Raw genomic sequence first — 23,482 nt, forward strand, 5'->3', positions numbered from 1 at the left:
CGCCGGTGGGACCGTCGGTGCCATGCCGACTCGCCGTTCCGCGTGGATGACCGAGGACCTGGACCAGCTGCGCGAGCTGGCCCGGACGTTCTTCGACCGGGAAGTGGTGCCCAACCAGGAGCGCTGGGCCGCCCAGAAGCAGGTGGACCGCGACTTCTGGACCAAGGCGGGCGAGGTGGGCCTGCTCTGCCTGTCCATCCCCGAGGAGTACGGCGGTGGCGGCGGCACGTTCGCGCACGAGGCGGTGCTGCTGGAGGAGCAGGCCCGCTGCGGGGACAGCGCGTGGGGCAACAGCGTGCACAGCGGGATCGTCGCCCACTACATCAACGCCTACGGCACCGAGGAGCAGAAGCGGCGGTGGCTGCCGAAGCTCGCGTCGGGCGAGTACGTCGGCGCGATCGCCATGTCCGAGCCCGGCGGCGGCTCCGACCTCCAGAACGTCAGGACGCGGGCGCTGCGGCGCGGTGACGAGTACGTGCTGTCGGGCTCCAAGACCTTCATCACCAACGGCGCGCAGGCCGACCTGGTGATCGTGGTCGCCAAGACCGACCCGGGCCAGGGCGCGACGGGCATCTCGCTGCTCGTCGTGGAGACCGACCGGGCGCCCGGCTTCCGCCGCGGCCGGGTGCTGGACAAGCTCGGGATGCACGGCCAGGACACCGCCGAGCTGTTCTTCGACGACGTCCGGGTGCCCGCGGCGAACCTGCTGGGCACCGGCGAGGGCCAGGGGTTCATCCAGCTCATGCAGCAGCTGCCGCAGGAGCGGCTGATCATCGCGGTGGCCTCGGTCGCGGGCATCGAGGCGGCGGTGGACCTCACCCTGGCCTACGTCAAGGACCGCACGGCGTTCGGCCGGGAGCTGATCAAGTTCCAGAACACCCGGTTCAAGCTCGCCGAGTGCGCCACCGAGGCCCGCGTGAGCAGGGCGTTCGTCGACCAGTGCGTGCAGGACCACCTGGCGGGCCGCCTCGACGTGCCCACCGCGGCGATGGCCAAGTGGTGGGCCACCGACCGGCTGTGCCGGGTCGTGGACGAGTGCGTGCAGCTGTTCGGCGGCTACGGCTACATGGCCGAGTACCCGATCGCGCGCGCGTGGGCGGACGCGCGGGTGCAGAAGATCTACGGCGGGACGAACGAGATCATGAAGGAAATCATCGCGAGGTCCCTCTAGTGCCGGGGCCGCTGGAGGGGTTGCGGGTCGTCGAGCTGGCCGGCCTCGCGCCCGCGCCGTTCGGCTGCATGGTGCTGGCCGACCTGGGCGCGTCGGTGGTGCGGGTGGACCGCGTCGGCGGCGGCACGGAGGCGCCCCTGCTCGGCCGGGGTCGCCGGTCGGTCGGCGTGGACGTCCGCCGCCCGGAGGGCGCGGAGCTGGTGCTGCGGCTGGTCGAGCGGGCCGACGTGCTGGTCGAGGGCTTCCGGCCGGGCGTGGCCGAGCGGTTGGGCATCGGCCCGGCCCAGTGCCTGGCCCGCAACCACCGGCTGGTCTACGGGCGGATGACCGGCTGGGGCCAGGACGGGCCGCTGGCCGACCGCGCCGGGCACGACATCAACTACATCGCGGTGGCGGGCGCGCTGGAGCCGATCGGCCGCGCGGGCGGGCCGCCGACCGTGCCGCTCAACCTCCTCGGCGACTTCGGCGGCGGCGGGCTGCTGCTGGCCGTGGGCGTGCTGGCCGCGCTGTACGAGCGGGAGCGGTCCGGGCGCGGTCAGGTGGTGGACGCGGCCATGGTCGACGGGGCGGCCCTGCTGACGACGTTCGTGCACGGGATGTCGGCCGCCGGCGCCTGGCCCGGCCCGCGCGGCACGAACCTGCTCGACGGCGGCGCGCCGTTCTACGACGTGTACGAGGCGGCCGACGGCCGGTACGTCAGCGTCGGCGCGTTGGAGGACAAGTTCTACGCCGAGCTGCTGGCGCTGCTCGGGCTGGCCGACGCCGGGCTGCCGCCGCGGCACGACCCGGCGAACTGGCCGGAGCTGCGGGCCCGCGTCGCCGCCGCCGTCGCCACCCGGACCAGGGACGAGTGGGCCGCGCTGGCGGAGGGGACCGACGCCTGCCTCGCCCCCGTGCTGGCGCCCGGTGAAGCGCCCCGGAACGGGCACAACGCGGCGCGCGGGACGTTCGTCGAGGTCGCCGGGGTGGCGCAGCCCGCGCCCGCGCCCCGGTTCGACCGCACGCCCGCCGCCGCGCCGGGCCCGCCGCCCGCCGCCGGGCAGCACACCGCCGAGGTGCTCGGCGAGCTGGGCCTGGGGGAGGACGAGGTCGCCGCGCTGCGCGCCGCCGGCGTCGTCGGCTGAGGACTGCCGGCCCCGGATCGATCCGGCACCAACCCCGGATCGGTCCGGAAAAGGGCGCGGGAAATCACCGGAAGGGGGACCGGAAATGAGTGGCAGCCCGCATCGACCTTTGTCACGCTCGGTGCGTGAGCCGGCGCAATCAGGTGATGGGCGGCGAAGAGATGACGATGTCGTTGAACCTCGGTGTCCGTGCCAGGGGGGTGGGCGAGCGCCCGTACCTTGGTGATCGGCGGGACCACTGGTCCCCTTGATAGTCCGTTCAGGTGACAACTGAGGTCGGTCGGGCGTGGTGGTGTGGACGTTCCGGTGCGTTCCGGCGCCCGGTCGGGGGAGGGCGGCGGGTTCGACCGTCATCATCCGGGTGAATGAGGGACCATGACCGTTGACACGACCGGAGCGGCGCCCGGCCGCCCTGCGCAGCGACACGGACGGAGACCGATCGGTGAACCTCAAGAAGGTGGTGACGCTGGCGGCGGTCGCGCTGGTGCTGTTCCTCCTGATCACCCGCCCGAACGAGTCCGCCTCGGCGGTGCGGACGGCGCTGGGGTGGCTCCAGTCCGGAGCGGAGTCGATCATCACCTTCGTTCGCAGCCTGTTCGCCTAGGGCCCTCGGCGCGGTCCGCCGAATCCCGCTGAATGCGGTCACGAACGGTGACCGCCGGGTCGGCGCGTTGCACCGTACGGGTGGAATGAGGGCTATAACGCCCTGGTAACAGGGTTTTGGACAAACCGGGGTCTAGCGGTTGTCGGTACCCGCTAATACGGTGCGTCGCATTGGCTGATCTTCGACCGATGAGGAGGCAGAATGGTCGAGGACTCCGGAGTCGACGAGCTGTTGCGGCAGTGGGCGGCTGAGCGCTCGGACGACGCCGAGCTGCGGGAGGTGAACCGGATCAAGGACGCGTGGCTCGCGGAAGCCCCGCCCTCCGCTCCGGGCATCCCGGTGCAGCGGGCGAATGGCGGGCCCCGCGGCCTGGTGAAGGTCGAGTCCGCGGACCCCGCGTACGTGGCGGCGATGAGGAAGCGGGCGCCCGAGGTGCCCGAGGTCCTGCTCGCGGCCGCCGCCAGCTACTGGCAGCTGGTGGGTGACCTGTCCGAGGCCGAGCTGTGGTGGGACGCGGGCATCAGCCCGTTGGACCAGCGCGCTCTGGACTACCGGGCGGCCGGGCTCACGCCCGCCGACCTCGGTCGTCGCCTCGGCCCGATGACGGTGCTCCAGCACCTGCGTCGGGGCAGCGCGGCGGCCTGGTGCGTGGCCAGGCTGCAGAGGCAACGCCGGGACGGCGTGGCCTAGTCCGACGAGTCGGGTCGGGCTCCTGCGGTCGAGGAGCCCTCACCGTTGAGGGGCGGGCTCCCGTGCCGGGAGCCCCGGCCCGTGGGCAGCACGAAGTACCCTTGAGGCGTGCCCGGCCTCCTCACCCCCAAGCGGCTCGCCGTCGCGGCCGCCTGCCTCGTGTCGCTGGTCGTCTGCTGCGGCCTGGCCTACTGGCAGTGGGAGCGGTTCTCCGAGGCCGGTGGCACCTTCCAGAACCTCGGCTACGTCTTCCAGTGGCCCCTGTTCGGCCTCTTCCCCGCGTTCATGGTGTGGCGCCTGCGCAGGCTGGACGCCCGGCGCAAGGCCGAGGCCGCGCCGGAGCCGGTGGCCGAGCCGCCGCGGCCGGTCGTTACCGTTGAGCCCGTCAGAGCACCCGCGCACGACGAGGACGACGAGCTGGCGGCCTACAACCGCATGCTCGCCGAGCTGCACGCGCGGGACCAGCGGTGAGGCGAAGGTAGGGCGATGAGCGGCGCGTTGACCAGGTTCCGGTTCATGGCTTACGTGGTCGGCGTCGGCCTGCTGCTGCTCGTGGTCGCGATGATCGCCAAGTACGCGGGCGGCACCGAGGGCATGATGCAGGTCGTCGGCCCGGTCCACGGCTTCCTCTACGCGGTCTACCTGGTGCTCACCGTCGACCTCGCGCTCAAGGCCCGCTGGTCGATCAAGGGCACGGTCCTCGTGCTGCTCGCCGGCACGATCCCGTTCGTGTCGTTCTACGCCGAGCGCAAGGTGGTCGAGAGCGTCCGGGCCGAGAAGGGCCTGTGACCGGGCTTGACCCCGCCCGCCGCCCACCCCTAGCGTCTGGCGGTACCAACTGAACACGGCCGTCGATGTCGAGCGGGAGAGCCCCCGAGCGGGGCGCCGAAGGAGCAACTCCTCCCCGGAATCTCTCAGGCACAGGTACCGCCCGACGGAGGCAACTCTGGAAAGCAGGCGCACCCGGTGCGCCTCGCCCACGGTGCAAGCCGCCCTCACCCGGTGGCGAAGCTCTCAGGCTCATGGCAGAGGGGGAGGCTCACTCGACGAGGAGTCTCCGATGGGCCGTGTCATCCTTTCGCTCGTGAATCTCTCGGACGTGCCCACCCGCCGACCCGACCGGTCGGCACCTCGGCATGCCCGCACCCAGGGAGGACCCGCCTGATGGATAGCCGCCGCACGCCCCTGCACGCCGAGCACGAGGCGCTGGGCGCCATGTTCACCGACTTCGCGGGTTGGCGGATGCCGCTGCGCTACGACAGCGAGCTGGCCGAGCACCACGCAGTGCGCACGTCGGCGGGCCTGTTCGACCTGACCCACATGGGTGAGATCGTGCTCACCGGGCCGGAGGCGGGCGCCGCCCTGGACCACGCCCTGGTCGGCCACGCGTCCGCGATCGGCGTCGGCCGCGCCCGGTACACGATGATCTGCGAGGCCGACGGCGGCGTGGTCGACGACCTGATCGTCTACCGCACCGGCGACCAGGAGTACCTCGTCGTCGCGAACGCCTCCAACGCCGACGTCGTCCACCGGGCCCTGGTCGAGCGGGCCAAGGGCTTCGACACCACCGTCGAGGACCGGTCCGCGGACTACGCGCTGCTGGCCGTGCAGGGCCCGAACGCCACCGCGATCCTCGCCGGCCTCACCCCCACCGACCTGGGCGCGGTCAAGTACTACGCCTCCTACCCGACCGAGGTCGCGGGCAAGCCGGTCCTGCTCGCCCGCACCGGCTACACCGGCGAGGACGGCTTCGAGCTGTTCGTCGCCCCGGACGACGCCGCCCACGTCTGGCACGCCCTGATCGAGGCGGGCGAGCCGCACGACCTCCGGCCCGCGGGCCTCGGCTGCCGCGACACCCTCCGCCTGGAGGCGGGCATGCCGCTGTACGGCAACGAGCTGAACCGCGACCGCACCCCGTACCACGCCAACCTCGGCCGGGTGGTCAAGCTCGACAAGCCCGGCGACTTCGTCGGCCGCGACGCCCTGGCCGCTGTGGCCGAGCAGGGCGTGACCGAGGCCCTGGTCGGCCTGAAGACCACCTCGCGCCGCGCGCCCCGGCACGGCTACCCGGTGCTCGACGCCGAGGGCAACCGGGTCGGCGAGGTGACCAGCGGCGCGCTGTCGCCCACGCTCGGCCACTCGGTGGCGATGGCGTACGTCGCCGTCGGCAGCACCGAGCCGGGCACCGCGCTCTCGGTGGACGTCCGGGGCAGGCACGAGCCGGTCGAGGTCGTCGCACTGCCCTTCTACAAGCGAACCAGCTAAGGGAGAGACCCACACATGTCCGAGCACTTCAACACCTCCCTGGCGGAGTTCGACCCGGAGGTCGCGAACGCCGTCGCCGCCGAGCTGCACCGGCAGCAGAGCACGCTCGAGATGATCGCCTCGGAGAACTTCACACCGGTGTCGGTGCTGCAGGCGCAGGGGTCGGTGCTGACGAACAAGTACGCCGAGGGCTACCCGGGCCGGCGCTACTACGGCGGCTGCGAGAACGTCGACGTGATCGAGCGGCTGGCGATCGAGCGGGTGAAGGCCCTGTTCGGCGCCGGTTTCGCGAACGTGCAGCCGCACTCGGGCGCGCAGGCCAACGCGTGCGCGATGTTCGCCCTGCTCCAGCCCGGCGACACGATCCTGGGCCTCGACCTGGCGCACGGCGGCCACCTGACCCACGGCATGCGGATCAACTTCTCCGGCAAGCTCTACAACGTGGTGCCCTACCACGTGTCGGCCGAGGACGGCCGGGTCGACATGGCCGAGGTCGAGCGCCTGGCCGCCGAGCACCGCCCGAAGCTGATCGTCGCCGGTTGGTCGGCCTACCCGCGGCAGCTCGACTTCGCCGAGTTCCGCCGCATCGCCGACTCGGTCGACGCCTACCTGATGGTCGACATGGCGCACTTCGCCGGCCTCGTGGCGGCGGGTCTGCACCCCAGCCCCGTGCCGCACGCCCACGTCGTGACGACGACCACGCACAAGACCCTCGGCGGCCCGCGCGGCGGCGTCATCCTGACCAACGACGCCGACCTGTCCAAGAAGATCAACTCGGCGGTGTTCCCGGGTCAGCAGGGCGGCCCGCTGGAGCACGTGATCGCGGGCAAGGCCGTGGCGTTCAAGCACGCCGCGTCGCCCGAGTTCGCCGACCGCCAGCGGCGCACGGTCGAGGGCGCGAAGATCCTCGCCGAGCGGCTGTCCCAGCCCGACGCCGCCGCGGCCGGGGTGAAGGTGCTCACCGGCGGCACGGACGTCCACCTGGTCCTGGTCGACCTGGTCGGGTCCGAACTGGACGGCAAGCAGGCCGAGGACCGCCTGCACGAGGTGGGCATCACGGTCAACCGCAACGCCGTCCCGAACGACCCCCGGCCCCCGATGGTGACCTCCGGCCTGCGCGTCGGCACCCCGGCCCTGGCCACCCGCGGCTTCGGCGCGGCCGACTTCACCGAGGTCGCCGACATCATCGCCGCCGCCCTGCAGCCCTCCCCGGACCTGGCCGACCTGCGCGCCCGCGTCGAGGTGCTGGCGGCCAAGCACCCCCTCTACCCGACCCTGTGAACGACGCCACGAAATAGCCCGTGCCGTCCGGAGGTTGTCCCGTGCGCGACCCGCACGGGACAACCGAAAGAGGCACCATGACCGCCACCCTCGACGCCACGCTCGCCCGCGAAGCGCAGGACCTCCTGTTCCGCGAGGCCCGCACCGCGAACAAGTTCACCGGCGAGCCGGTCACCGACGAGCAGCTCGAAGCCGTCTACGACCTGGTCAAGTGGGGTCCGACCGCGATGAACAGCCAGCCGCTGCGCATCCTGTTCATCCGCGGCGCCGAGGCCAAGGCCCGCCTGGCCCCGCACATGGCCGAGGGCAACCGCGCCAAGACCCTGTCCGCCCCGGTCACCGCCGTCCTCTCGGCCGACGTGGACTTCCACGAGCACCTGGCCAAGACCTTCCCGCACTTCCCCGGCGCGAAGGCCGCCTTCGCCGACGACACCCGGCGCGCCGAGGCCGCCAGGACGAGCGCGCTGCTGCAGGCCGGCTACTTCATCGTCGGCGTCCGCGCCGCCGGCCTGGCCGCGGGCCCGATGAGCGGCTTCGACCCGGAAGGCGTCCGCCGGGAGTTCCTCGCCGACACCAACCAGCTCCCGTTGGTGATCGTCAACATCGGCCACCCGGACCACACGGCCACCCACCCGCGCAACCCGCGCCTCGACTACGCCGAAGCCGTCCGCACCCTCTGAGCGCGACCTCCGGCGAACCGCTCGTGCAACACCCCGATCCCCCGGCCAACCCCAGCCGGGGGATCGGGGCACTCCACAGTGGACTGAGGAGGCGCCCGCCTACGCGGCGGGGGGCGTGACCCCCGGCGGCAGGCACTCGACGTTGCGCTTCCCGTTGGGCTGCACCACGAACCAGGTCCCGCCGACGCCCTGGCCCTTCCACTGCCCGGGCGCCTCGTCCTTGGCGTAGGTGTACAGCGGCCACCCGGCGAGCGTCACCTGCTCCGTCCCGTCGGCCCGCTTCACCGTGGACACCAGCGCCGGGTCGACGCCCTGCAACCGAGGCTTCCCGCCCGACAGCAGCGGCGGCCACGTCACCGCGCACTGGCCCTCGCAGTTGGACTTGGCCGGGTCGGCGGTGTCCTTGTCGAACCGGTACAGCGTGCGGCCGTCGCCGTCCTGCACGACCTCGCCCATCTTGGGCACGCTCTTGCCCACGAGGGTGACCTGCGGCCCGGAGGGCGCGGGCGCGGCCTGACCCTCCGGCACGTCCGCAGTGGATTCCCCGGTGGTGGCACCCCCTGCGGTGGACTCCCCAGCGGCGGACGTCTCGCTGGTCGGAGGTGCCAGGGGCTCGCGGACGTCGCCGTAGTCGCCCGGCGCGGCGGCACCCACCTGTTCCGCCCGGGCGACCGTCCGGCCCTGCAAGCCGGTCGCGTTGGAAGTCCACACGACCAGCGCGAGCACGGCCGCCAGGCCGCCCGCGACGGCGATGGCGATGCGGTTTCGTCGGATCACACTCACTCCTCCTGGGTCGTCGAGCGCTCCACCGACGAGTACGGCCCGCCCGCCGCGCCGGTTCACCACCGCCCCCAACACAGGGGGCGACCGCCAGCGGCGCGGCCCGCCACCGACATAGGCTGTCCGGGTGGGCAACGAGACCTCCTTCCCGCGCCAGCACGCGCGCACCCAGCGGTTCACCCTCGGCGCACCCCGGACGTTCACCGTGGCTCCGGACGGCTCGAAGGTGTACTTCCTCCGCACCGCCTCGGCCACGAGCCGGGCGAACGGCCTGTGGGCGTTCGACACCGCGACCCGCACCGAGGCGCTGCTGGCCGACCCCGGCACCCTGCTGACCGACCCGGAGGACCTGTCCCCGCAGGAGCGGGCGCGTCGCGAGCGCACGCGCGAGTCGGCCGCCGGCATCGTCGGGTACGCCACCGACCGCGACGCGCGGCAGGCCGTGTTCGCGTTGTCCGGCAGGCTGTTCGTGGTCGAACTGGCCACCGCCGCCGTGCGCGAGCTGCCCGTGCCCGGCGCGGCCATCGACCCGCGGCTGGACCCGACCGGCCGCCAGGTCGGCTACGTGGCGGACGGCGCGCTGCACGTCGTCGACCTGGAGACCGGCGTGGACCGCGTGGTCGCCTCGCCGGACGGCCCGGACGTCACGTGGGGCCTGGCGGAGTTCATCGCGGCCGAGGAGATGAGCCGCTACCGGGGCTACTGGTTCTCGCCGGACGGCGAGCGCGTGCTGGCGGCCCGCGTGGACAACGCGCCCGTGCCCCGCTGGCACATCGCCGACCCGGCGAACCCGGGCACACCGGCCGCCGAGATCGCCTACCCGGCCGCCGGCGAGGCGAACGCCGCGGTCACCCTCGCGGTCCTCGGCGTCGACGGCTCGAAGCGCACCGACGTGGCCTGGGACAATGAGGCGTTCCCGTACCTGAACACGGTCTCCTGGACCTCCCACGGCAAGCCCCTGGTCCAGGTCCAGACCCGCGACCAGCGCCGCGTGCTGGTCCTCGCCGTCGACGTCGAGACCGGCTCCACCGAGGTCGTCGCGGACGACACCGACCCGCACTGGCTGGAGATCGTCCCGGGCGCGCCCCGCTGGACGCCCGGTGGCGAGCTGCTGCGCGTGCTGCCGGTCGACGACGCGAACCGGCTCGTCGTGGGCGACCGGCCGTGGACGCCCGACGGCTTCCAGGTGCGCGCGGTGCTCGACGTGGCCGAGGACGGAGTGCTGGTCACCGCCTCCACCGACGACCCGACCCAGACGCACGTCTTCCTGGTGACCGAGCGGGACACCACCAAGCTGTCCACAGAGGACGGTGTGCACGGCGCGACCCGCGCCGGCGGCGTGCTCGTGCTGTCCGGCTCCTCGCTGACCCGGTTCGGCCCCGAGGTCACCGTCTCCACCGGCGGCGTGATCGGCTCGTCCGCCGAGACGCCCGTGCTCACGCCCGAGGTCCGCCTGCTGACCGTCGGCGAGCGCGACCTGCGGGCCGCGCTGCTGTACCCGCGCGACCACGTCCCGGGCACGAAGCTGCCCGTCCTGCTCGACCCGTACGGCGGTCCGCACGCCCAGCGCGTGGTGTCGGCCCGCAACGCCTACCTGGCCTCGCAGTGGCTGGCCGACCAGGGCTTCGCGGTCCTGGTCGTGGACGGCCGCGGCACGCCCGGTCGCGGGCCGGCCTGGGAGCGGGAGATCGCGTTCGACTTCGCGGGCGCGACGCTGGAGGACCAGGTGGACGCGCTGCACGCGGTCGCCGAGCGGGAACCGGACCTGGACCTGGGCCGGGTCGGCATCCGCGGCTGGTCCTACGGCGGCTACCTGGCCGCGCTGGCCGTGCTGCGCCGCCCGGACGTGTTCCACGCCGGCATCGCGGGCGCCCCGGTCACCGACTGGCGGCTCTACGACACCCACTACACGGAGCGCTACCTCGGTCACCCGGCCGAGCGGCCCGAGGTCTACGACGCGAACTCGCTCATCGAGGACGCGCCGAAGCTGGAGCGCCCGCTGATGATCGTGCACGGCCTGGCGGACGACAACGTGGTGGCCGCGCACACCCTGCGCCTGTCGAGCGCGCTGCTGGCCGCCGGCCGCCCGCACACCGTGCTGCCGCTGTCGGGCGTGACCCACATGACCCCGCAGGAGCAGGTCGCCGAGAACCTGCTGCTGCTCCAGGTCGACTTCCTCCGGCGCGCGCTGTCCTGAGCCGATCCCCCGAAAAGCCGAGCCCTGGACGCGGAACGGGGCCGCCCGCAGCGAGCGGACGGCCCCGTTCCCCGAGGTCAGGCGTTCGAGTGGCGGACCAGGTACGGCGGGATCGAGTTGCCCACCAGCGCCAGGTCGTCGATCGTCTCCGGCCGGTAGCCGCACCCGGGCAGCCGCTCGACCATCAACGCCGTCGGGTCGGCCACCTCGTCGGCGCGCCCGAACAGGTACGCCCACTCGTGCTCGTCCGAGCCGTAGTACGCGACCGTGCCGAACACCTCGGTGAACCGCTGCCACATGCGGATCAGCGTGGTGTTGCGCCACATCGTCTGGCAGCCCGCCTGGGACACCACGACGCCGCCCGGCGTGAGCAGCGCCTTGCACATCGCGAGGAACTCGGCGCCGTACAGCCGGTTGTGCTGCGCCTCCTCCTCGCGCTCGTCGGGCAGGTCCACCAGCACGACGTCGTAGCGCTCCGCCGTCGTGCGGATGTACTCGTACCCGTCGATGTAGCGGACGCGGATCGGGCCCTCGCCCTTCTCCGCGAGCGCCAGCTCGTCCAGCGTGTACCCGTAGGGCAGGTGCTCGGCGCACAGCCGCACGGCCTGCGCGTCGATGTCGATGTGGTCGACCACCGAAGCGCCCGCCGCCACCGCCATCTGGCACACGACGCCCTCGGACGAGCCGATGACGAGCACCCGGTCGACGCGGTCGGCCAGCAGCAGCGCCGGCACCATCAGCGCCTCGTGGTAGGTCAACTGGCTGAACTCGGTGCTCTGCCGGTCGTCGTCGCAGAACAGCGACAACCCCTGGGCGGTGCGGGCGATCACCAGGTGCTGGAACTCCGTCCTGGTGTCGACCACGACCTCCGAGACGTCCCACTGCCTGGTCAGGCCGGCCGCGAGCGGTTCGCGGATCAAGACGCTTTCTCCTCACCGATGAGCGCGGGGACGCGGTGCCCCCGGCTGACCATGTCCGTCCGCGCCGACACGGCGCCCAGGGCCTCGGCCAGCAACTGCACCGCCAGGGCGGGCTTGGCGCGCGTGCCGCACGTGAACACGTCCACGAACACGGCACCGACCTCCGGGTACGTGTGGATGGACGCGTGCGACTCCGACAACAGGGCCAGCACGGTGACCCCTTGCGGCTCGAACTGCTTGGAGACCACCTCCAACACCGTGGCGTCAGCCTGGGTGAGCGCCTCGCCGAGCGCGTGTCGCAGGAACTGCTCGTCGTCCAGCAGTTCCGGGCTCACGCCTTCGAGCTCGGCGAGCACGTGCTGTCCTGCGAACAAGCCAACCGGCTCGGATTCGCACGGGAGTTCGGACATCAATCACTCCAAACATCTTCAGGAGGGTGCACAGCAGCGGACAGGCGGGGGCGTGCTCATCGCACGCAGTGGGTCGCCAACGGCGGGAAGCCGTTGAACGCCACCGACGAGTAGCTGGCCGTGTAGGCCCCGGCGCCGAGCAGGTCGACGTGGTCGCCCGCGCGCAGGTCCAGCGGCAGCTCGTAGCAGGTGTTCTGGTAGAGCACGTCGTCCGCGTCGCACGTGGGACCGGCGAGCACGACGGGGCCGACCGGCGTCCCGGCCAGCGGCACGCCGGCGCGGCTGGTGGCCAGCGGGTAGGCGATGGCCTCGCCCTCGGTTTCCGCCAGGCCGCCGTAGCGGCCGATGTCGAGGAAGACCCAGCGCCGTTCGTCCGAATAGGACTTCCGGGACACCAGCACCACTTCGGAGCGGATCAGGCCGGACTCCGCCACGATAGCGCGTCCCGGCTCGATCATCACCTCGGGGACGAAGTCGCCGAAGTGGCGGGCGATCGACGCGGTGATGGCCGCCGCGTACTCGGCCAGCGGCGGCGGCTGGGTCAGGTAGCCGGCGGGCAGGCCGCCGCCCAGGTTGACGGTGGTCGGCGACAGGCCCTCGGCGCGCAGCTTGCCGATGATCTCGGCGGCGTCGGCGATCGCGCCGTCCCAGCCGCGCGGGTCCAGCTGCTGCGACCCGGCGTGGAAGGCGACGCCCAGCGGAACGAGCCCGAGTTCGGCGGCCAACCGCAGGAGATCCGTCGCCATCTCGGGCGCGCAGCCGAACTTCTTGCCGAACGGGTAGGTGGAGCCGCTGCTGTTGACGAGGATCCGCAGCAGCACCGACGAGCCGGGCGCGTGCTCGGCCACGGCCCGCACGTCCTGCTCGCTGTCGGACACGAAGAGCCGCACACCGCGCCCGTGGGCGTAGGCGATGTCACGCGCCTTCTTGATCGGGTTGCTGTAGGAGATGGCACCGGGCGCCGCGCCGCGGGCCAGGCAGAGGTCGATCTCGGCGGGGCTGGCGACGTCGAAGCTCGACCCCTCGGCGGCCAGCAGCTCGACCACCTCGGGCGTCGGGTTGGCCTTCACGGCGTAGAACACGCCCACCCGGGGCAGCGCCGCGCGGATCGCCGCGAACCGGTCGCGCACCGTCGGCAGGTCGATGACCAGGCAGGGCGTGTCCGGTTGGTCGTGGTCCAGGAAACGACGAATACGAGCCATTGCCTCGTGGAGCCGTTCGTCGGCAAAGCTCGTCGTCATCTCGCTAGGGGTCCCCCTCCGCAACCGTGAGCAGGCACGGTCTGACCGTGTTCGGGCACGGCCGTCCACTCTAGGCGGTGCGGGCGAAAAATGCGCTACCGGCCGGCGAACTTGTGACGCAACTCCACGACGGTGATGTCCGGGGCGGCCCCGACGCGCACCGGCGGACCCCAGAACCCGGCGCCGTTGCTGGTGTAGACCTGGGTGCCGTCGACGGTCGCCAGACCGCTGCGCACCGGCTGCTGCAGGCCCACCGCCAGGTGGAACGGGAACATCTGCCCGCCGTGCGTGTGCCCGGACAGCTGGAGGTCGACACCGCGCTTGGCCGCCTCGCGGACCTGCACCGGCTGGTGGGCCAGCAGGACCACCGGCCTGGCCGGGTCGCGCCCGGCCAGCGCGCGGTCGAAGTCCGGTCCGTCGCCGAACCCCTCGCCGTTGACGTCGTTGACGCCCGCGAGGTCGAACGACGCGCCGGCCCGCTCGATGGCCAGCCGCTCGTTGCGCAGCGGGTTGACGCCGAGCCGCTCCAGCTCGGCCAGCCACGGCTCCGCGCCGGAGTAGTACTCGTGGTTGCCGGTGACGAAGAAGCTGCCGTGCGTGCTGACGAGGTCGCGCAGCGGAGCCGCCGCCTCGCCCAGCTCCGCCACCGTGCCGTCGACCAGGTCGCCGACGACGGCCACCAGGTCCACCCGCTGCTCGTTGATCATCCGCACGATCCGCTCGGTGTGCGCTCGGCCGAGCAGCGGCCCGAGGTGGATGTCGCTGACCACCGCGATCCGGTAGCCGGACAACCGCTGGTCGAGCTTGCCCAGCGTCACCGGCACCCGCTTGACCACCGGGTCGCCCAGCGCCTGCGTGGCGCCGAACGTGACGACGCCGGCCGTGGCCACCCCGCCGGCGACGGCGAGCGACCGGGCGATGAACAACCGGCGACCGGGGTCCACCGGCCGCTCGTCGATCCCGTCCGCCGGCGGCTCCCCGCTCCCCGCCGCGCCCTCTGCCGCGTCCGCGGCACTCTCCGCGCTCGCCCGCGCACCCGCCGCGCCGACCGCCACCGGTCGCCCGCGCGTCCGCCGCCTGCGCGCCACCCGCAGCAGCACCGCCCGCGGCACCTCCAGCACACCCAGGAACAGCGCCAGGTAGAACGCGCCGGCCAACCAGAGGAACCCCGGCCACGCCACCGCCGCGCCGAACCCGGACCCGCCGAGCCGCCCGGTCGCCAGCGCCGCCATCACCAGCAGGTAGAGGAACACCACCACACCGGTGCCGACCCGCCGGCCGCGACCGGGGCGCGTCGTCGCCAGGACGAGCCGCTTCCAGATGTAGTAGTGGGCCGCGCCCATCACGACCGCGAACAGCACGAAGAACAACAAGCGGTGCCTCCCCAGTGGTGGTCCCACCAGTCTCCACGAAATCCGCGACCGGCATGCAACCCCCCGACCTCCCGCCGGCGTGATTACCCCGTACCGCAGCGAGGGGGAGACAGATGAGTGATCGGGACACCGCGTTCGCGGAGTACTTCGCGGCGCGGTCCGAGGCCATGCGCGGCACGGCGTACCTGCTGTGCGGTGACTGGCACCGTGCCGAGGACCTGGTCCAGGCCACGTTCGCCAAGCTCTACGTGGCGTGGCGGCGGATCAACCGGCACGAGGCACTCGACGCCTACACCCGGCAGACGCTGGTCCGGACGTTCGTGTCGGACCTGCGCCGCGGCTGGTTCCGCCGGGAGCGCGTGAGCGAGGCGCCCGCCGACGTGGCGGACGCCTCGCGCGGCTCGGCGGAGGACCGGCTGGTGCTGCTGGCGGCGTTGGCGAAGGTGCCGCCGAGGCAGCGCGCCGTGCTGGTGCTGCGGTACTGGGAGGACCTGTCGGTGCAGGAGACCGCCAGGGCGTTGAGCTGTTCGGAAGGAACGGTGAAGAGCCAGGCCGCGCGGGGGCTGCAGACGCTGCGCGGCCTGCTCACCCCTCAGCAGGGAGAAAAGGTGCGATGAACGAGCACGAGCTGAAGAGCGCGCTGCGCCGAGTGATGGTGGCGAGCAGCCCGCCGCCGCCCATGAGCCCCGAAGCCGCGCTGGACCGGGGCCGCCGCGCCCAGCGCCGCAGGCACACCGCGTGGGGCGGCGCGGTCGCTGGCCTCGCGGTGGTGGCCATCGCGGTCGGCGCGGGGGTGCTGCCGACCCTGACCGGCGGCGGTCCGGGCGTGGAGGTGGCGGTGGGCGGGTCGTCCACGCCGCTGGTCACCACCACCGGCGAACCGTCCGCCGACCGGCCGTCGGTGACCGCGACGGCGCCGTCGGGACCGGGGGAGAACTCGAAGACCCCCTGGCCGGACGGGCAGACCGACCGCACCGCGACCAGCGGACCGCGGGCGGACAAGGGCGCGAAGCTGCTGCAGGACGTGGCGTCCGCCCTGCCCCCGGGCGTGCGCGCCGAGGACCGGAGCCGGATCGGGTTCCCCGACTACGGGCCCATGACGTGGCACCAGGCCCAGTTCGACGAGTACGCGGGCGACCTCCAGGTCTGGGAGTACCAGGTGCGCACGCCCGTGGTGGTCGTCGGCGAGGCCGGTGTCGGCGAGCTGTTCGTGCAGGTCGAGACCAAGGGCAACACCCGGCTGGGCGACCTGGTGGGGTGCGCGGCGGCGACCGCGGAGCCGTACCCGGTCCGGGGCGGCACGTGCGGTCTGGTCGACGTCGGCGGCAAGCAGGTCGCGGTGGTCACCGGGGCCACCCCCGACGCCATGGACAACACGATGGACTCGGCGGCGTTCTACCGGTACCCGGACGGCACGCTCGTGGTCGTGGCCTGCTCGAGCGAGTACCGGCAGTCCGGCCACCCGGCGCTGGCGCGGCCGGCGCTGACGGGGGAGCAGCTCGCGGCGATCGCCGCCGACCCCGGGTTCCACCTGGACTGAGTCCACCACGGCGGGGACGGGGAGGCCGGGCGCGGGCGCGCCCGGCCTCTTCTGTCTTGCCATACCTCGTCCAGGGGTCATCCATCCGGGTGTTCGTGCAGGTACCGTGCTGTGTGCCATGCGGACCCTGCTGATCGACAACCACGACTCGTTCACCTTCAACCTCTTCCAGTACCTGGCTCAGGTGAACGGGCGCGAGCCGGTCGTCATCCCCAACGACGACCCGCGGTTCCGGCTGTCCGACCTGCGCCGCTACGACAACGTGGTGATCTCGCCCGGGCCCGGCCGACCGCAGCGCGCCGCCGACTTCGGCCTGTGCCGCGCGGTGGTCGAGCACGGCGACCTGCCGCTGCTGGGCGTCTGCCTGGGCCACCAGGGGCTGTGCCTGGCGCACGGGGCGAGCGTGGGGTTGGTCACGCCCCGGCACGGCGTGGTGGACGAGGTCCGGCACACCGGGGTGGACGTGTTCGCCGGGCTGCCGTCGCCGCTGCCGGTCGTGCGCTACCACTCGCTCGCCGTGTCGGACCTGCCGCCGTCGCTGGAGCCGATCGCGTGGGCCGACTCCGACGACGTGCTGATGGGCGTGCGGCACCGGTCGCGGCCCGCGTGGGGCGTGCAGTTCCACCCCGAGTCGGTGTGCACGTCGCACGGCCACCGGCTCCTGGCGAACTTCCGCGACCTGACCGACGCCTCGTCCGGTCCGCCCCCGCTTCCTCCGCCCCCGCCTCCTCCGCCCCCGCCTCCTCCGCCCCCGCCTGCTCCGCCCCCGCCTCCTCCGCCTGCGCCCCCGCCCGGTCCACGCCCGCCGGCCGGCACCGCTCGTGAGGTCCTGGTGCGGCGGGTGGACGCGCACCCGCCGCCCGAGGCCGTCCACGCGGCCCTCTACGGGACGTCCGAGCGGTCGTTCTGGCTCGACAGCAGCCTCACCGACGACCGGGGTCGGTTCTCGGTGATGGGCGACGCGTCCGGGCCGCTGGCGCGCGTGGCGACCTACGACGTGTGGACCGGCGAGGTGACGGTCGACGGCGTGACGCGGCCCGGGCCGTTCTTCGACTGGCTGGAGGAGGACCTGGCGGCCCGGCGGGTGGCGCCGCCGGACGTGCCGTTCGACTTCGCGCTCGGCTGGGTGGGCTACCTCGGGTACGAGCTGAAGGCGGAGTGCGGCGGGACGGCGGCGCACCGTTCGGAGCAACCCGACGCGGCATTCGTGTTCGCCGACCGCGCCCTGGTTTTCGACCACGTTTCCCGGTGCGTGTACCTGTTGGCGTTGTCCGACGAGGACGGCTGGTTGGGCCGAACGGCCGATTTCCTGAGCGATTTCACCGCGCCGCCGGCGGCACCGCCGCGGCCCGCCCGAACCGGTTCCGTGCAGCCCAGGCACCGCCGTTCGCACTACTTGAAGCTGGTCGCGGCCTGCCAGGAGGCCATCACGGCGGGCGAGAGCTACGAGGTGTGCCTGACGAACACGGTGACGTGGCAGGGGGCGCTCGACCCGTGGGAGGCCTACCGGTTCCTGCGCGCGGAAAGCCCGGCGCCCTTCGGGGCGTTGCTCCGTTTCGGTGCGCTCTCCGTGCTCAGCACTTCACCCGAGCGGTTCATCCGGGTCGACCGACAGGGTGTCGTCGAATCCGAGCCAATCAAGGGCACCCGCCCCCGCGGGGCGACCCCCGCCGAGGACCGGGGTTTGCGCAGGGCCTTGGCCACCAGCGCGAAGGACCGCGCCGAGAACCTCATGATCGTGGACTTGGTCCGCAATGATCTGGGCCATTGCGCGGAAGTCGGCACCGTGGAGGTGCCCAGGATCTTCCAGGTGGAGAGCTACGCGACAGTGCACCAGCTCGTGAGCACCGTTCGGGCTCGACTGCGTTCCGGTAGTTCCGCCGTGCGGGTGGTTAGGGCCGCGTTCCCCGGCGGGTCCATGACCGGCGCTCCCAAGATCCGGACAATGCAGATCATCGACGGGCTGGAAGCCGGGCCCAGGGGTGTCTACTCCGGAGCCCTCGGTTACTTCTCACTCTCCGGAACGGCCGACTTCAGCATCGTCATCCGGACGCTGGTCGTGGACCGCGACAAGGTGAGTTTCGGGGTCGGGGGCGCCGTCATCGCGCTGTCCGACCCCGCGGAGGAATTCGAGGAGACCGCGGTCAAGGCGGCCGCCCTGCTGAGGCTGGCCGGCGTCGAGTTCCCGGGGCGTTCCACCCTGCCCTGACCTGCGGCTTTCCCCTGCGGCAGCGGCGAGGTGCCGCAGGGGAAAACGACGCGGCTCAGGAAGCGTGGGCTTCCTGGAACTGCACGACCAGGCCCTGGGGAATGCGGCCCCGGTCCGAGATCTGGTGCCCCTGGGCACGTGCCCAGTCCCGAATGGCCTGGGCCTGGGCCTTGTCGCCGGCCTTTACCGTGCTCTTGCCCGTGCCCTTGCGCTGCTTGCGGCCACCTGCGCGGCGCGCCTTGGCGACGAAGTCGGCCAGGGACTCGCGGAGCTTGTCCGCATTGTCCTTGGAGAGGTCGATGGAGTACTCCACACCGTCCAGCGCGAAGGTCACGGTCTCGGCGGCTTCGCTGCCGTCGAGGTCGTCGATGAGTTGGACGACGGTCTGCTGTGCCACTGTTCCTCCGTGTGTGCTCGCATAGCGCGTGCTGCCCTCGACTTGTTCTGCGCCACACGCTTAGGTCGACACCATAGTGCACCAGAGGAATATCGCCTAACCTTTCGCTGCGAAAATGTGACTGATGCCCCCGGACGGGTCATTTCGCGACACAAACCGCACCCAGCCGAAATGTGCGGGCCCGCACGCCGTCACCCCGTGGTGCCGGTCACACCCGGTCGAGTGGCCTATCCTGGATGCCGGATACCCGCCCAGGGTAGGGAAGGTCGGGAGCGATGCTCGGTTACACGGCGGACAAGGACGCGTACCTCAAGCGATTGCGCCGCATCGAGGGGCAGGTCCGCGGCCTCCAGCGGATGGTGGAGAACGACGAGTACTGCATCGACGTGCTGACCCAGATCTCCGCCGCGACCAAGGCGTTGCAGGCGGTCTCCCTGGGGCTGCTGGACGAGCACCTGAAGCACTGCGTGGCCCAGGCCGTGGCCGAGGGGGGCGAGGTGGCGGAGGAGAAGATCGCCGAGGCCTCCGCCGCGATCACCCGCCTGGTGCGCTCCTGATCGCACCCCGCCCGGCCGCCACCCCACGGGGCGGCCGGGCGCGCTGATCCAGTACAGTGCTCCCGCCGGCCCCCGTAGCCCAATCGGCAGAGGCAGCGGACTCAAAATCCGTCCAGTGTGCGTTCGAGTCGCACCGGGGGCACGTCGCGTCCCACTCCCGTTCGGGCCCCGCCTCCGCTCCGAGGTCGGGGCCCGTCCTGTGTGGTCGGTGGGCGATCGTGGTGCCCTGATGGGACTTCCAGGGGTTCGCCGATAACCGGTGGTCGGCTTTCCCGGGTTGTGCGGGGCACCTCGTGCTGCCCCGAAGGCGGGCGGGCGGTCGGTGGGCGTGATGGACGTTACCTACCGGATCGGTCGGCTTACCGACCGGATCGGTTGGTGCTTGCGTACCGTGGAAGACATGGCACGAGCGCCCCGCCAGGAGGCAGAGGACCGGTTGTTGGACCGGGTGGCCGGTGTGTTCGCCCGGCACGGCTACGACCACACCTCCGTCAAGGACCTCGCCGACGCGGTCGGGTTGTCGAAGGCCGGGCTGCTGCACCACTACCCGACCAAGCAGGCGCTGTTCGAGGCCGCCCGCGACGTCGGCCGCACGCACAGCCGCGAGCTGTTCGCGCACGCCACCCGCGTGCCCGAGGGGCCGGCGCGGGACCGGCGGGCGGTCGAGTTGCTGGTCGACTTCGCGCTGGACCGGCCCGGCCTCATCGCGCTGGAGTCCCGCGCCATCAGCCTGCTGGGCGTCGACGACCTGGACGGCGACCGCTTGGACGCCCTGTCGCAGCACGTCCTCACCGCCTTCGGCGTGGACCGCGGCACGGGCGACACCGAACGGCTCGTCCGCGTCGTCGGGATGCTCAGCGCCCTGGCCGTGCTCAGCCTGGCCGCCAACCACGCGGGCGAGAAGACCGCGTGGCGGCCGCACATCATCGCCACCTGCCTCGACGCGCTCGGGCACCGCGACCCATCCCCCCGGGAGGCCTGACCCCCATGGCACGTCTGCTCTACCGGCTCGGCTTCGGCGCGCAGCGCCGCCGCCTGGTCGTCGTCCTGCTGTGGCTGCTCGTGCTCGGCGGCACGGCGGTCGGCGCGGCCACCCTGTCCGGCACGACGTCCGGCTCCTTCTCCATCCCCGGCCAGGAGTCCACCACCGCCCTCGACAAGATCTCCGACGAGTTCGGGGCGGGCGGCGGCGCGACCGCGCGGGTGGTCGTCGAGGCGCCGGACGGCCAGAAGGTGACCTCGCCCGAGAACGCGCCGAAGCTCGCCCAGCTCGTCCAGAAGCTCTCCGCACTGCCCGGCGTCACGTCGGCGAGCAACCCGCTCGACCCGCGCGCGCCCACCGTGAACGCCGACCAGGACGTCGCCTACAGCACCGTCACCTACGAGGCCAAGCCCGGCGACGTCACGGAGGAGCAGCGCACCGCGCTGTTCGACGCCACGCGGGACGCTGGCGGGCTGACCGCGGAGGCGACCGGCGAGGCCACCCAGGCGCCCCCGCACGTGGGCGGTCCCGCGGAGGTCATCGGCGTGGTCATCGCGCTGCTGGTCCTGGCCGTCACGTACGGCTCGCTCGTGCTGGCCGGCATGAACCTGCTGACCGCGGGCGTCGGCGTGGGCATCGGCGCGCTCGGCGTCACGATCGCCACCGGCTTCATGGACCTCCAGTCCACCACCCCGATCCTGGCCGCGATGCTCGGCCTGGCCGTCGGCATCGACTACGCCCTCTTCATCATCAACCGCTACCGGCACGAGCTGCGCCGCGGTCGGGACGTGGGCGACGCGATCGGCACCGCCGTCGGCACGGCGGGCTCCGCGGTCGTGACGGCTGGCCTGACCGTGGTCATCGCGCTGGCGGGCCTGGCCGTGGTCGGCATCCCGTTCCTGACCCAGATGGGCGTCGCCGCCGCGTTGACGATCATCGTCGCGGTCCTCGTCGCCGTCACGCTGGTCCCGGCCGTGCTGGGCTACCTCGGCCGCCGGGTGCTGCCGCGCAAGCAGCGCACCGCGCCCGCCGAGGCCGCCGGGGAGGCCGGGTCACACGAGCGCGGCTTCTTCCGCGGCTGGATCGGCGTCGTCACGCGCAACCGGGTCGTGGCCCTGCTGCTGGCCGTCGTGGGCCTGGGCGCGGTCGCCGTGCCGGTGCTGTCGATGGAGACGACGCTGGTCGCCGCACCTCCCGCCGGCTCCACCCAGGCCCGCGCGGAGCGGATGCTCGCGGACGGCTTCGGCGAGGGCTTCAACGGCCCGCTGGTCGTGCTGTTCGAGGGCGACAACGCCGCCGCGACGGCCGCCGCCACCGTCCCGGCGATCGAGGGCGCGAACGACGTCGCCCTGGTCACGCCCCCGGTGCCCAACGCCGACGGCACGGCCGCGATGGTCACCGTGATCCCCGGGTCCGGCCCCGCGACGGCGGCCACCGAGCAGCTCGTCACCGACCTGCGCGACCGGCTCGCCGACGTGTCCGGCGCGACGACCTACGTCACCGGCGCGACCGCCGTCAGCGTGGACGTCGCCGTGGCGCTGGACGAGGCCATGCCGGTCTACCTGGCGCTGGTCGTCGGCCTCGCACTGGTGCTGCTGGTGCTGGTGTTCCGCTCGCTGCTGGTCCCGCTGGTGGGCGTGCTGGGCTTCCTGCTCACCATCGGCGCCTCGCTGGGCGCGACGGTGGCGGTGTTCCAGTGGGGCTGGCTGGCCGACGCGGTCAACCTCGACGGCACCGGTCCGCTGCTGAGCCTCACGCCGATCCTGATGGTCGGCATCCTGTTCGGCCTGGCGATGGACTACCAGATCTTCCTGGTGTCCCGGATGCACGAGGCGCACCACCACGGCAGGTCGCCGCTCGACGCGATCGGCACCGGCTTCCGCCAGGCCGCTCCGGTGGTCGTGGCCGCCGCGCTGATCATGTTCTCGGTGTTCGCGGGCTTCGTGCCCGCCGGCGAGGGCCCGATGAAGTCGATCGCGTTCGCGCTGGCCATCGGCATCCTGTTCGACGCGTTCGTGGTGCGCATGGTCCTCGTGCCCGCCGCCCTGGCCCTGCTCGGCGAGAAGGCGTGGTGGCTGCCGAAGTGGCTGCGCCGCCTGCCGACCCTCGACGTCGAGGGCGCCGGGCTGGAGGAGGACCGCAAGGAACTGGTCGACGCCACCCGGTGACCCGCGGACCGGTCCGGCGCCGACCCCCGGCGCCGGACCGGTCGCGCGATCACGCCGACCCGACCAGCCACTCCTCGAACGTGGTGGGCGCGATGCGGGCGCCCTCGTCCGGCAGCAGCACGTTCCCGGCCATCTCGGGCCCGAACACGCCCGACCACGTCGGCACCAGGCGCACCTCCCGGCCGCGGGCCCGGAGCGTGCGCCGCGCCATGTCGACCAGGTCCTGCGTCTCGGGCCCGGCCAGGTGCGGGTGCCGGCCCTTCGGTTCGCCGACCGCGACCTCGGCCAGGACCTCGGCCACGTCCCGCGGCGCGACCGGCTGCACCAGCAGCGGCGCGACGGTCGCCACGCCGTCCCGCTCGGCCCAGCCCACGACCATCTCGGCGAAGTCGTGGAACTGCGTGGCCGGGACGATCGTCCACGGCACCGGGCCTTCGGCGACCAGGCGCTCCTGCTCGCGCTTGCCCGCGTAGTGCGGGTTGCCGTCGACGCGGTCGATCCCGACGATCGAGAGCAGCACGTGGTGCCGCACGCCCGCCTCCGCCTCGGCGGCGAGCAGGGTGCGGGTCATCCTGCCGAACAGGTCCACCGACCCGGCGCGGTCGGCCGCCTCGACGTTCACCGCGTCCACCACGGCGTCGACGCCGGCCAGCGCCGCGTCGAGCCCCTCGCCCGTCGACAGGTCCACGCCCGTCGAACGGCTGATGCGCACGACCTCGTGCCCCCGCCGCTCCAGGGCGACGACGGTGAGTGAGCCGATGTTGCCGGTCGCGCCGGCGACTGCGATCCGCATGGCGATCCCTAAGGTTGATGTTGTTCGGGGTTGGTGCCCCGGATGCCCAGGGCGATGGGGTGTGGCTGATGGCATGTCTGCCGCGCGGTGGCTCGGAAGG

Annotated in this window: 23 protein-coding genes, 1 tRNA gene and 1 riboswitch; of the genes, 17 read left to right on the forward strand and 7 right to left on the reverse strand. The window is 72.8% G+C overall.

Annotated elements, in window-relative coordinates:
- Window positions 1–22: 22 nt before the first annotated feature.
- From ACIGNX_RS21565 to ACIGNX_RS21605, 9 genes are all read left to right on the forward strand, one after another.
- A complete protein-coding gene (locus ACIGNX_RS21565; RefSeq protein WP_396542437.1) occupies window positions 23–1,171 on the forward strand; it encodes an acyl-CoA dehydrogenase family protein in 1,149 nt (382 codons plus the stop codon).
- Window positions 1,171–2,295, forward strand: coding sequence for a CaiB/BaiF CoA transferase family protein (locus tag ACIGNX_RS21570; protein ID WP_396542438.1), 1,125 nt, complete (start codon window positions 1,171–1,173; stop codon window positions 2,293–2,295). The genes ACIGNX_RS21565 and ACIGNX_RS21570 overlap by 1 nt, the downstream gene beginning before the upstream one ends.
- 442 nt (window positions 2,296–2,737) lie before the next feature.
- A complete protein-coding gene (locus ACIGNX_RS21575; protein ID WP_396542439.1) occupies window positions 2,738–2,899 on the forward strand; it encodes a hypothetical protein in 162 nt (53 codons plus the stop codon).
- A gap of 201 nt (window positions 2,900–3,100) precedes the next feature.
- On the forward strand, window positions 3,101–3,589 hold the full coding sequence (locus tag ACIGNX_RS21580; protein WP_378084746.1) for a helix-turn-helix transcriptional regulator: 489 nt from the start codon (window positions 3,101–3,103) through the stop codon (window positions 3,587–3,589).
- 108 nt (window positions 3,590–3,697) lie between these two features.
- Window positions 3,698–4,060 carry a hypothetical protein gene (locus tag ACIGNX_RS21585; RefSeq protein WP_396542440.1) on the forward strand — a complete coding sequence of 121 codons (363 nt, stop codon included), beginning with the start codon at window positions 3,698–3,700 and terminating at the stop codon, window positions 4,058–4,060.
- A 15-nt stretch (window positions 4,061–4,075) separates the two neighbouring features.
- A complete protein-coding gene (locus ACIGNX_RS21590; RefSeq protein WP_396542441.1) occupies window positions 4,076–4,378 on the forward strand; it encodes a DUF3817 domain-containing protein in 303 nt (100 codons plus the stop codon).
- A 63-nt stretch (window positions 4,379–4,441) separates the two neighbouring features.
- A riboswitch (glycine riboswitch) is annotated at window positions 4,442–4,529 on the forward strand.
- 224 nt (window positions 4,530–4,753) lie between these two features.
- A complete protein-coding gene (gcvT, locus tag ACIGNX_RS21595; protein WP_396542442.1) occupies window positions 4,754–5,854 on the forward strand; it encodes a glycine cleavage system aminomethyltransferase GcvT in 1,101 nt (366 codons plus the stop codon).
- A 15-nt stretch (window positions 5,855–5,869) separates the two neighbouring features.
- On the forward strand, window positions 5,870–7,135 hold the full coding sequence (gene glyA, locus ACIGNX_RS21600; RefSeq protein WP_396542443.1) for a serine hydroxymethyltransferase: 1,266 nt from the start codon (window positions 5,870–5,872) through the stop codon (window positions 7,133–7,135).
- Between the two features lie 77 nt (window positions 7,136–7,212).
- The gene (locus tag ACIGNX_RS21605) at window positions 7,213–7,815 is read left to right on the forward strand and encodes a malonic semialdehyde reductase (protein ID WP_396542444.1); all 603 of its coding nucleotides are present in this window, start codon (window positions 7,213–7,215) and stop codon (window positions 7,813–7,815) included.
- Between the two features lie 99 nt (window positions 7,816–7,914).
- On the opposite strand, the gene ACIGNX_RS21610 is transcribed toward ACIGNX_RS21605, so the two are convergent.
- Window positions 7,915–8,592 (reverse strand): hypothetical protein, encoded by a 678-nt coding sequence (locus ACIGNX_RS21610; protein WP_396542445.1) that lies wholly within the window; start codon window positions 8,590–8,592, stop codon window positions 7,915–7,917.
- Window positions 8,593–8,722: 130 nt separating this feature from the next.
- Here ACIGNX_RS21610 and ACIGNX_RS21615 point away from each other — a divergent pair, with 130 nt between their 5' ends.
- Window positions 8,723–10,792, forward strand: coding sequence for a prolyl oligopeptidase family serine peptidase (locus ACIGNX_RS21615; RefSeq protein ID WP_396542446.1), 2,070 nt, complete (start codon window positions 8,723–8,725; stop codon window positions 10,790–10,792).
- Window positions 10,793–10,869: 77 nt separating this feature from the next.
- On the opposite strand, the gene ACIGNX_RS21620 is transcribed toward ACIGNX_RS21615, so the two are convergent.
- The 4 genes from ACIGNX_RS21620 to ACIGNX_RS21635 all read right to left on the reverse strand — a co-directional run bounded on the left by ACIGNX_RS21620 (window position 10,870) and on the right by ACIGNX_RS21635 (window position 14,736).
- Window positions 10,870–11,712: a spermidine synthase gene (locus ACIGNX_RS21620; RefSeq protein WP_396542447.1), complete on the reverse strand. Its 843-nt coding sequence runs from the start codon at window positions 11,710–11,712 to the stop codon at window positions 10,870–10,872.
- Window positions 11,709–12,122, reverse strand: a complete 414-nt coding sequence (gene speD, locus ACIGNX_RS21625; RefSeq protein ID WP_396542448.1) for an adenosylmethionine decarboxylase — start codon at window positions 12,120–12,122, stop codon at window positions 11,709–11,711. Before speD ends, ACIGNX_RS21620 begins: the two co-directional genes overlap by 4 nt.
- 56 nt (window positions 12,123–12,178) lie before the next feature.
- Entirely contained in the window at window positions 12,179–13,363 is a 1,185-nt protein-coding gene (locus ACIGNX_RS21630; RefSeq protein ID WP_396542449.1) for a type III PLP-dependent enzyme, read from the reverse strand.
- A gap of 95 nt (window positions 13,364–13,458) precedes the next feature.
- On the reverse strand, window positions 13,459–14,736 hold the full coding sequence (locus ACIGNX_RS21635) for a metallophosphoesterase (RefSeq protein WP_396542450.1): 1,278 nt from the start codon (window positions 14,734–14,736) through the stop codon (window positions 13,459–13,461).
- A gap of 113 nt (window positions 14,737–14,849) precedes the next feature.
- On the opposite strand from ACIGNX_RS21635, the gene ACIGNX_RS21640 reads away from it, so the two are divergent.
- The 3 genes from ACIGNX_RS21640 (at window position 14,850) to pabB (ending at window position 18,485) form a co-directional block, all read left to right on the forward strand.
- The gene (locus ACIGNX_RS21640) at window positions 14,850–15,353 is read left to right on the forward strand and encodes a SigE family RNA polymerase sigma factor (RefSeq protein WP_396542451.1); all 504 of its coding nucleotides are present in this window, start codon (window positions 14,850–14,852) and stop codon (window positions 15,351–15,353) included.
- Window positions 15,350–16,276: a hypothetical protein gene (locus ACIGNX_RS21645; protein ID WP_396542452.1), complete on the forward strand. Its 927-nt coding sequence runs from the start codon at window positions 15,350–15,352 to the stop codon at window positions 16,274–16,276. The genes ACIGNX_RS21640 and ACIGNX_RS21645 overlap by 4 nt, the downstream gene beginning before the upstream one ends.
- 118 nt (window positions 16,277–16,394) lie before the next feature.
- A complete protein-coding gene (gene pabB, locus ACIGNX_RS21650) occupies window positions 16,395–18,485 on the forward strand; it encodes an aminodeoxychorismate synthase component I (RefSeq protein ID WP_396542453.1) in 2,091 nt (696 codons plus the stop codon).
- Window positions 18,486–18,540: 55 nt separating this feature from the next.
- Here pabB and ACIGNX_RS21655 read toward each other — a convergent pair whose 3' ends face one another.
- Window positions 18,541–18,882, reverse strand: a complete 342-nt coding sequence (locus ACIGNX_RS21655; RefSeq protein WP_015104119.1) for an Lsr2 family protein — start codon at window positions 18,880–18,882, stop codon at window positions 18,541–18,543.
- A 275-nt stretch (window positions 18,883–19,157) separates the two neighbouring features.
- Between ACIGNX_RS21655 and ACIGNX_RS21660 the strand changes: the two genes are divergently transcribed.
- The 4 genes from ACIGNX_RS21660 to ACIGNX_RS21675 all read left to right on the forward strand — a co-directional run bounded on the left by ACIGNX_RS21660 (window position 19,158) and on the right by ACIGNX_RS21675 (window position 22,589).
- Window positions 19,158–19,439, forward strand: coding sequence for a metal-sensitive transcriptional regulator (locus ACIGNX_RS21660; protein WP_053722042.1), 282 nt, complete (start codon window positions 19,158–19,160; stop codon window positions 19,437–19,439).
- Window positions 19,440–19,507: 68 nt separating this feature from the next.
- Window positions 19,508–19,581, forward strand: a tRNA-Leu gene (locus ACIGNX_RS21665).
- Window positions 19,582–19,839: 258 nt separating this feature from the next.
- Complete coding sequence (locus tag ACIGNX_RS21670) at window positions 19,840–20,421, forward strand: TetR/AcrR family transcriptional regulator (RefSeq protein WP_396542454.1); 582 nt, start codon at window positions 19,840–19,842, stop codon at window positions 20,419–20,421.
- A gap of 5 nt (window positions 20,422–20,426) precedes the next feature.
- Window positions 20,427–22,589, forward strand: a complete 2,163-nt coding sequence (locus ACIGNX_RS21675; RefSeq protein ID WP_396542455.1) for an MMPL family transporter — start codon at window positions 20,427–20,429, stop codon at window positions 22,587–22,589.
- A gap of 49 nt (window positions 22,590–22,638) precedes the next feature.
- Here ACIGNX_RS21675 and ACIGNX_RS21680 read toward each other — a convergent pair whose 3' ends face one another.
- A complete protein-coding gene (locus ACIGNX_RS21680; protein ID WP_396542456.1) occupies window positions 22,639–23,382 on the reverse strand; it encodes an SDR family oxidoreductase in 744 nt (247 codons plus the stop codon).
- Between the last annotated feature and the right edge of the window lie 100 nt (window positions 23,383–23,482).

Source organism: Actinosynnema sp. NPDC053489, assembly GCF_044544865.1.
GTDB lineage: Bacteria > Actinomycetota > Actinomycetes > Mycobacteriales > Pseudonocardiaceae > Actinosynnema.

What these genes read in the sequence shown, in the direction of transcription:
- ACIGNX_RS21565 (WP_396542437.1), top strand. Translation starts at nt 23, where the DNA reads ATGCCGACTCGCCGTTCCGCGTGGATGACCGAGGACCTGGACCAGCTG.
- ACIGNX_RS21580 (WP_378084746.1), top strand. Translation starts at nt 3,101, where the DNA reads ATGGTCGAGGACTCCGGAGTCGACGAGCTGTTGCGGCAGTGGGCGGCT.
- ACIGNX_RS21590 (WP_396542441.1), top strand. Translation starts at nt 4,076, where the DNA reads ATGAGCGGCGCGTTGACCAGGTTCCGGTTCATGGCTTACGTGGTCGGC.
- gcvT (WP_396542442.1), top strand. Translation starts at nt 4,754, where the DNA reads ATGGATAGCCGCCGCACGCCCCTGCACGCCGAGCACGAGGCGCTGGGC.
- glyA (WP_396542443.1), top strand. Translation starts at nt 5,870, where the DNA reads ATGTCCGAGCACTTCAACACCTCCCTGGCGGAGTTCGACCCGGAGGTC.
- ACIGNX_RS21605 (WP_396542444.1), top strand. Translation starts at nt 7,213, where the DNA reads ATGACCGCCACCCTCGACGCCACGCTCGCCCGCGAAGCGCAGGACCTC.
- speD (WP_396542448.1), bottom strand. Translation starts at nt 12,122, where the DNA reads ATGTCCGAACTCCCGTGCGAATCCGAGCCGGTTGGCTTGTTCGCAGGA.
- ACIGNX_RS21630 (WP_396542449.1), bottom strand. Translation starts at nt 13,363, where the DNA reads ATGACGACGAGCTTTGCCGACGAACGGCTCCACGAGGCAATGGCTCGT.
- ACIGNX_RS21640 (WP_396542451.1), top strand. Translation starts at nt 14,850, where the DNA reads ATGAGTGATCGGGACACCGCGTTCGCGGAGTACTTCGCGGCGCGGTCC.
- ACIGNX_RS21645 (WP_396542452.1), top strand. Translation starts at nt 15,350, where the DNA reads ATGAACGAGCACGAGCTGAAGAGCGCGCTGCGCCGAGTGATGGTGGCG.
- pabB (WP_396542453.1), top strand. Translation starts at nt 16,395, where the DNA reads ATGCGGACCCTGCTGATCGACAACCACGACTCGTTCACCTTCAACCTC.
- ACIGNX_RS21660 (WP_053722042.1), top strand. Translation starts at nt 19,158, where the DNA reads ATGCTCGGTTACACGGCGGACAAGGACGCGTACCTCAAGCGATTGCGC.
- ACIGNX_RS21670 (WP_396542454.1), top strand. Translation starts at nt 19,840, where the DNA reads ATGGCACGAGCGCCCCGCCAGGAGGCAGAGGACCGGTTGTTGGACCGG.
- ACIGNX_RS21675 (WP_396542455.1), top strand. Translation starts at nt 20,427, where the DNA reads ATGGCACGTCTGCTCTACCGGCTCGGCTTCGGCGCGCAGCGCCGCCGC.
- ACIGNX_RS21680 (WP_396542456.1), bottom strand. Translation starts at nt 23,382, where the DNA reads ATGCGGATCGCAGTCGCCGGCGCGACCGGCAACATCGGCTCACTCACC.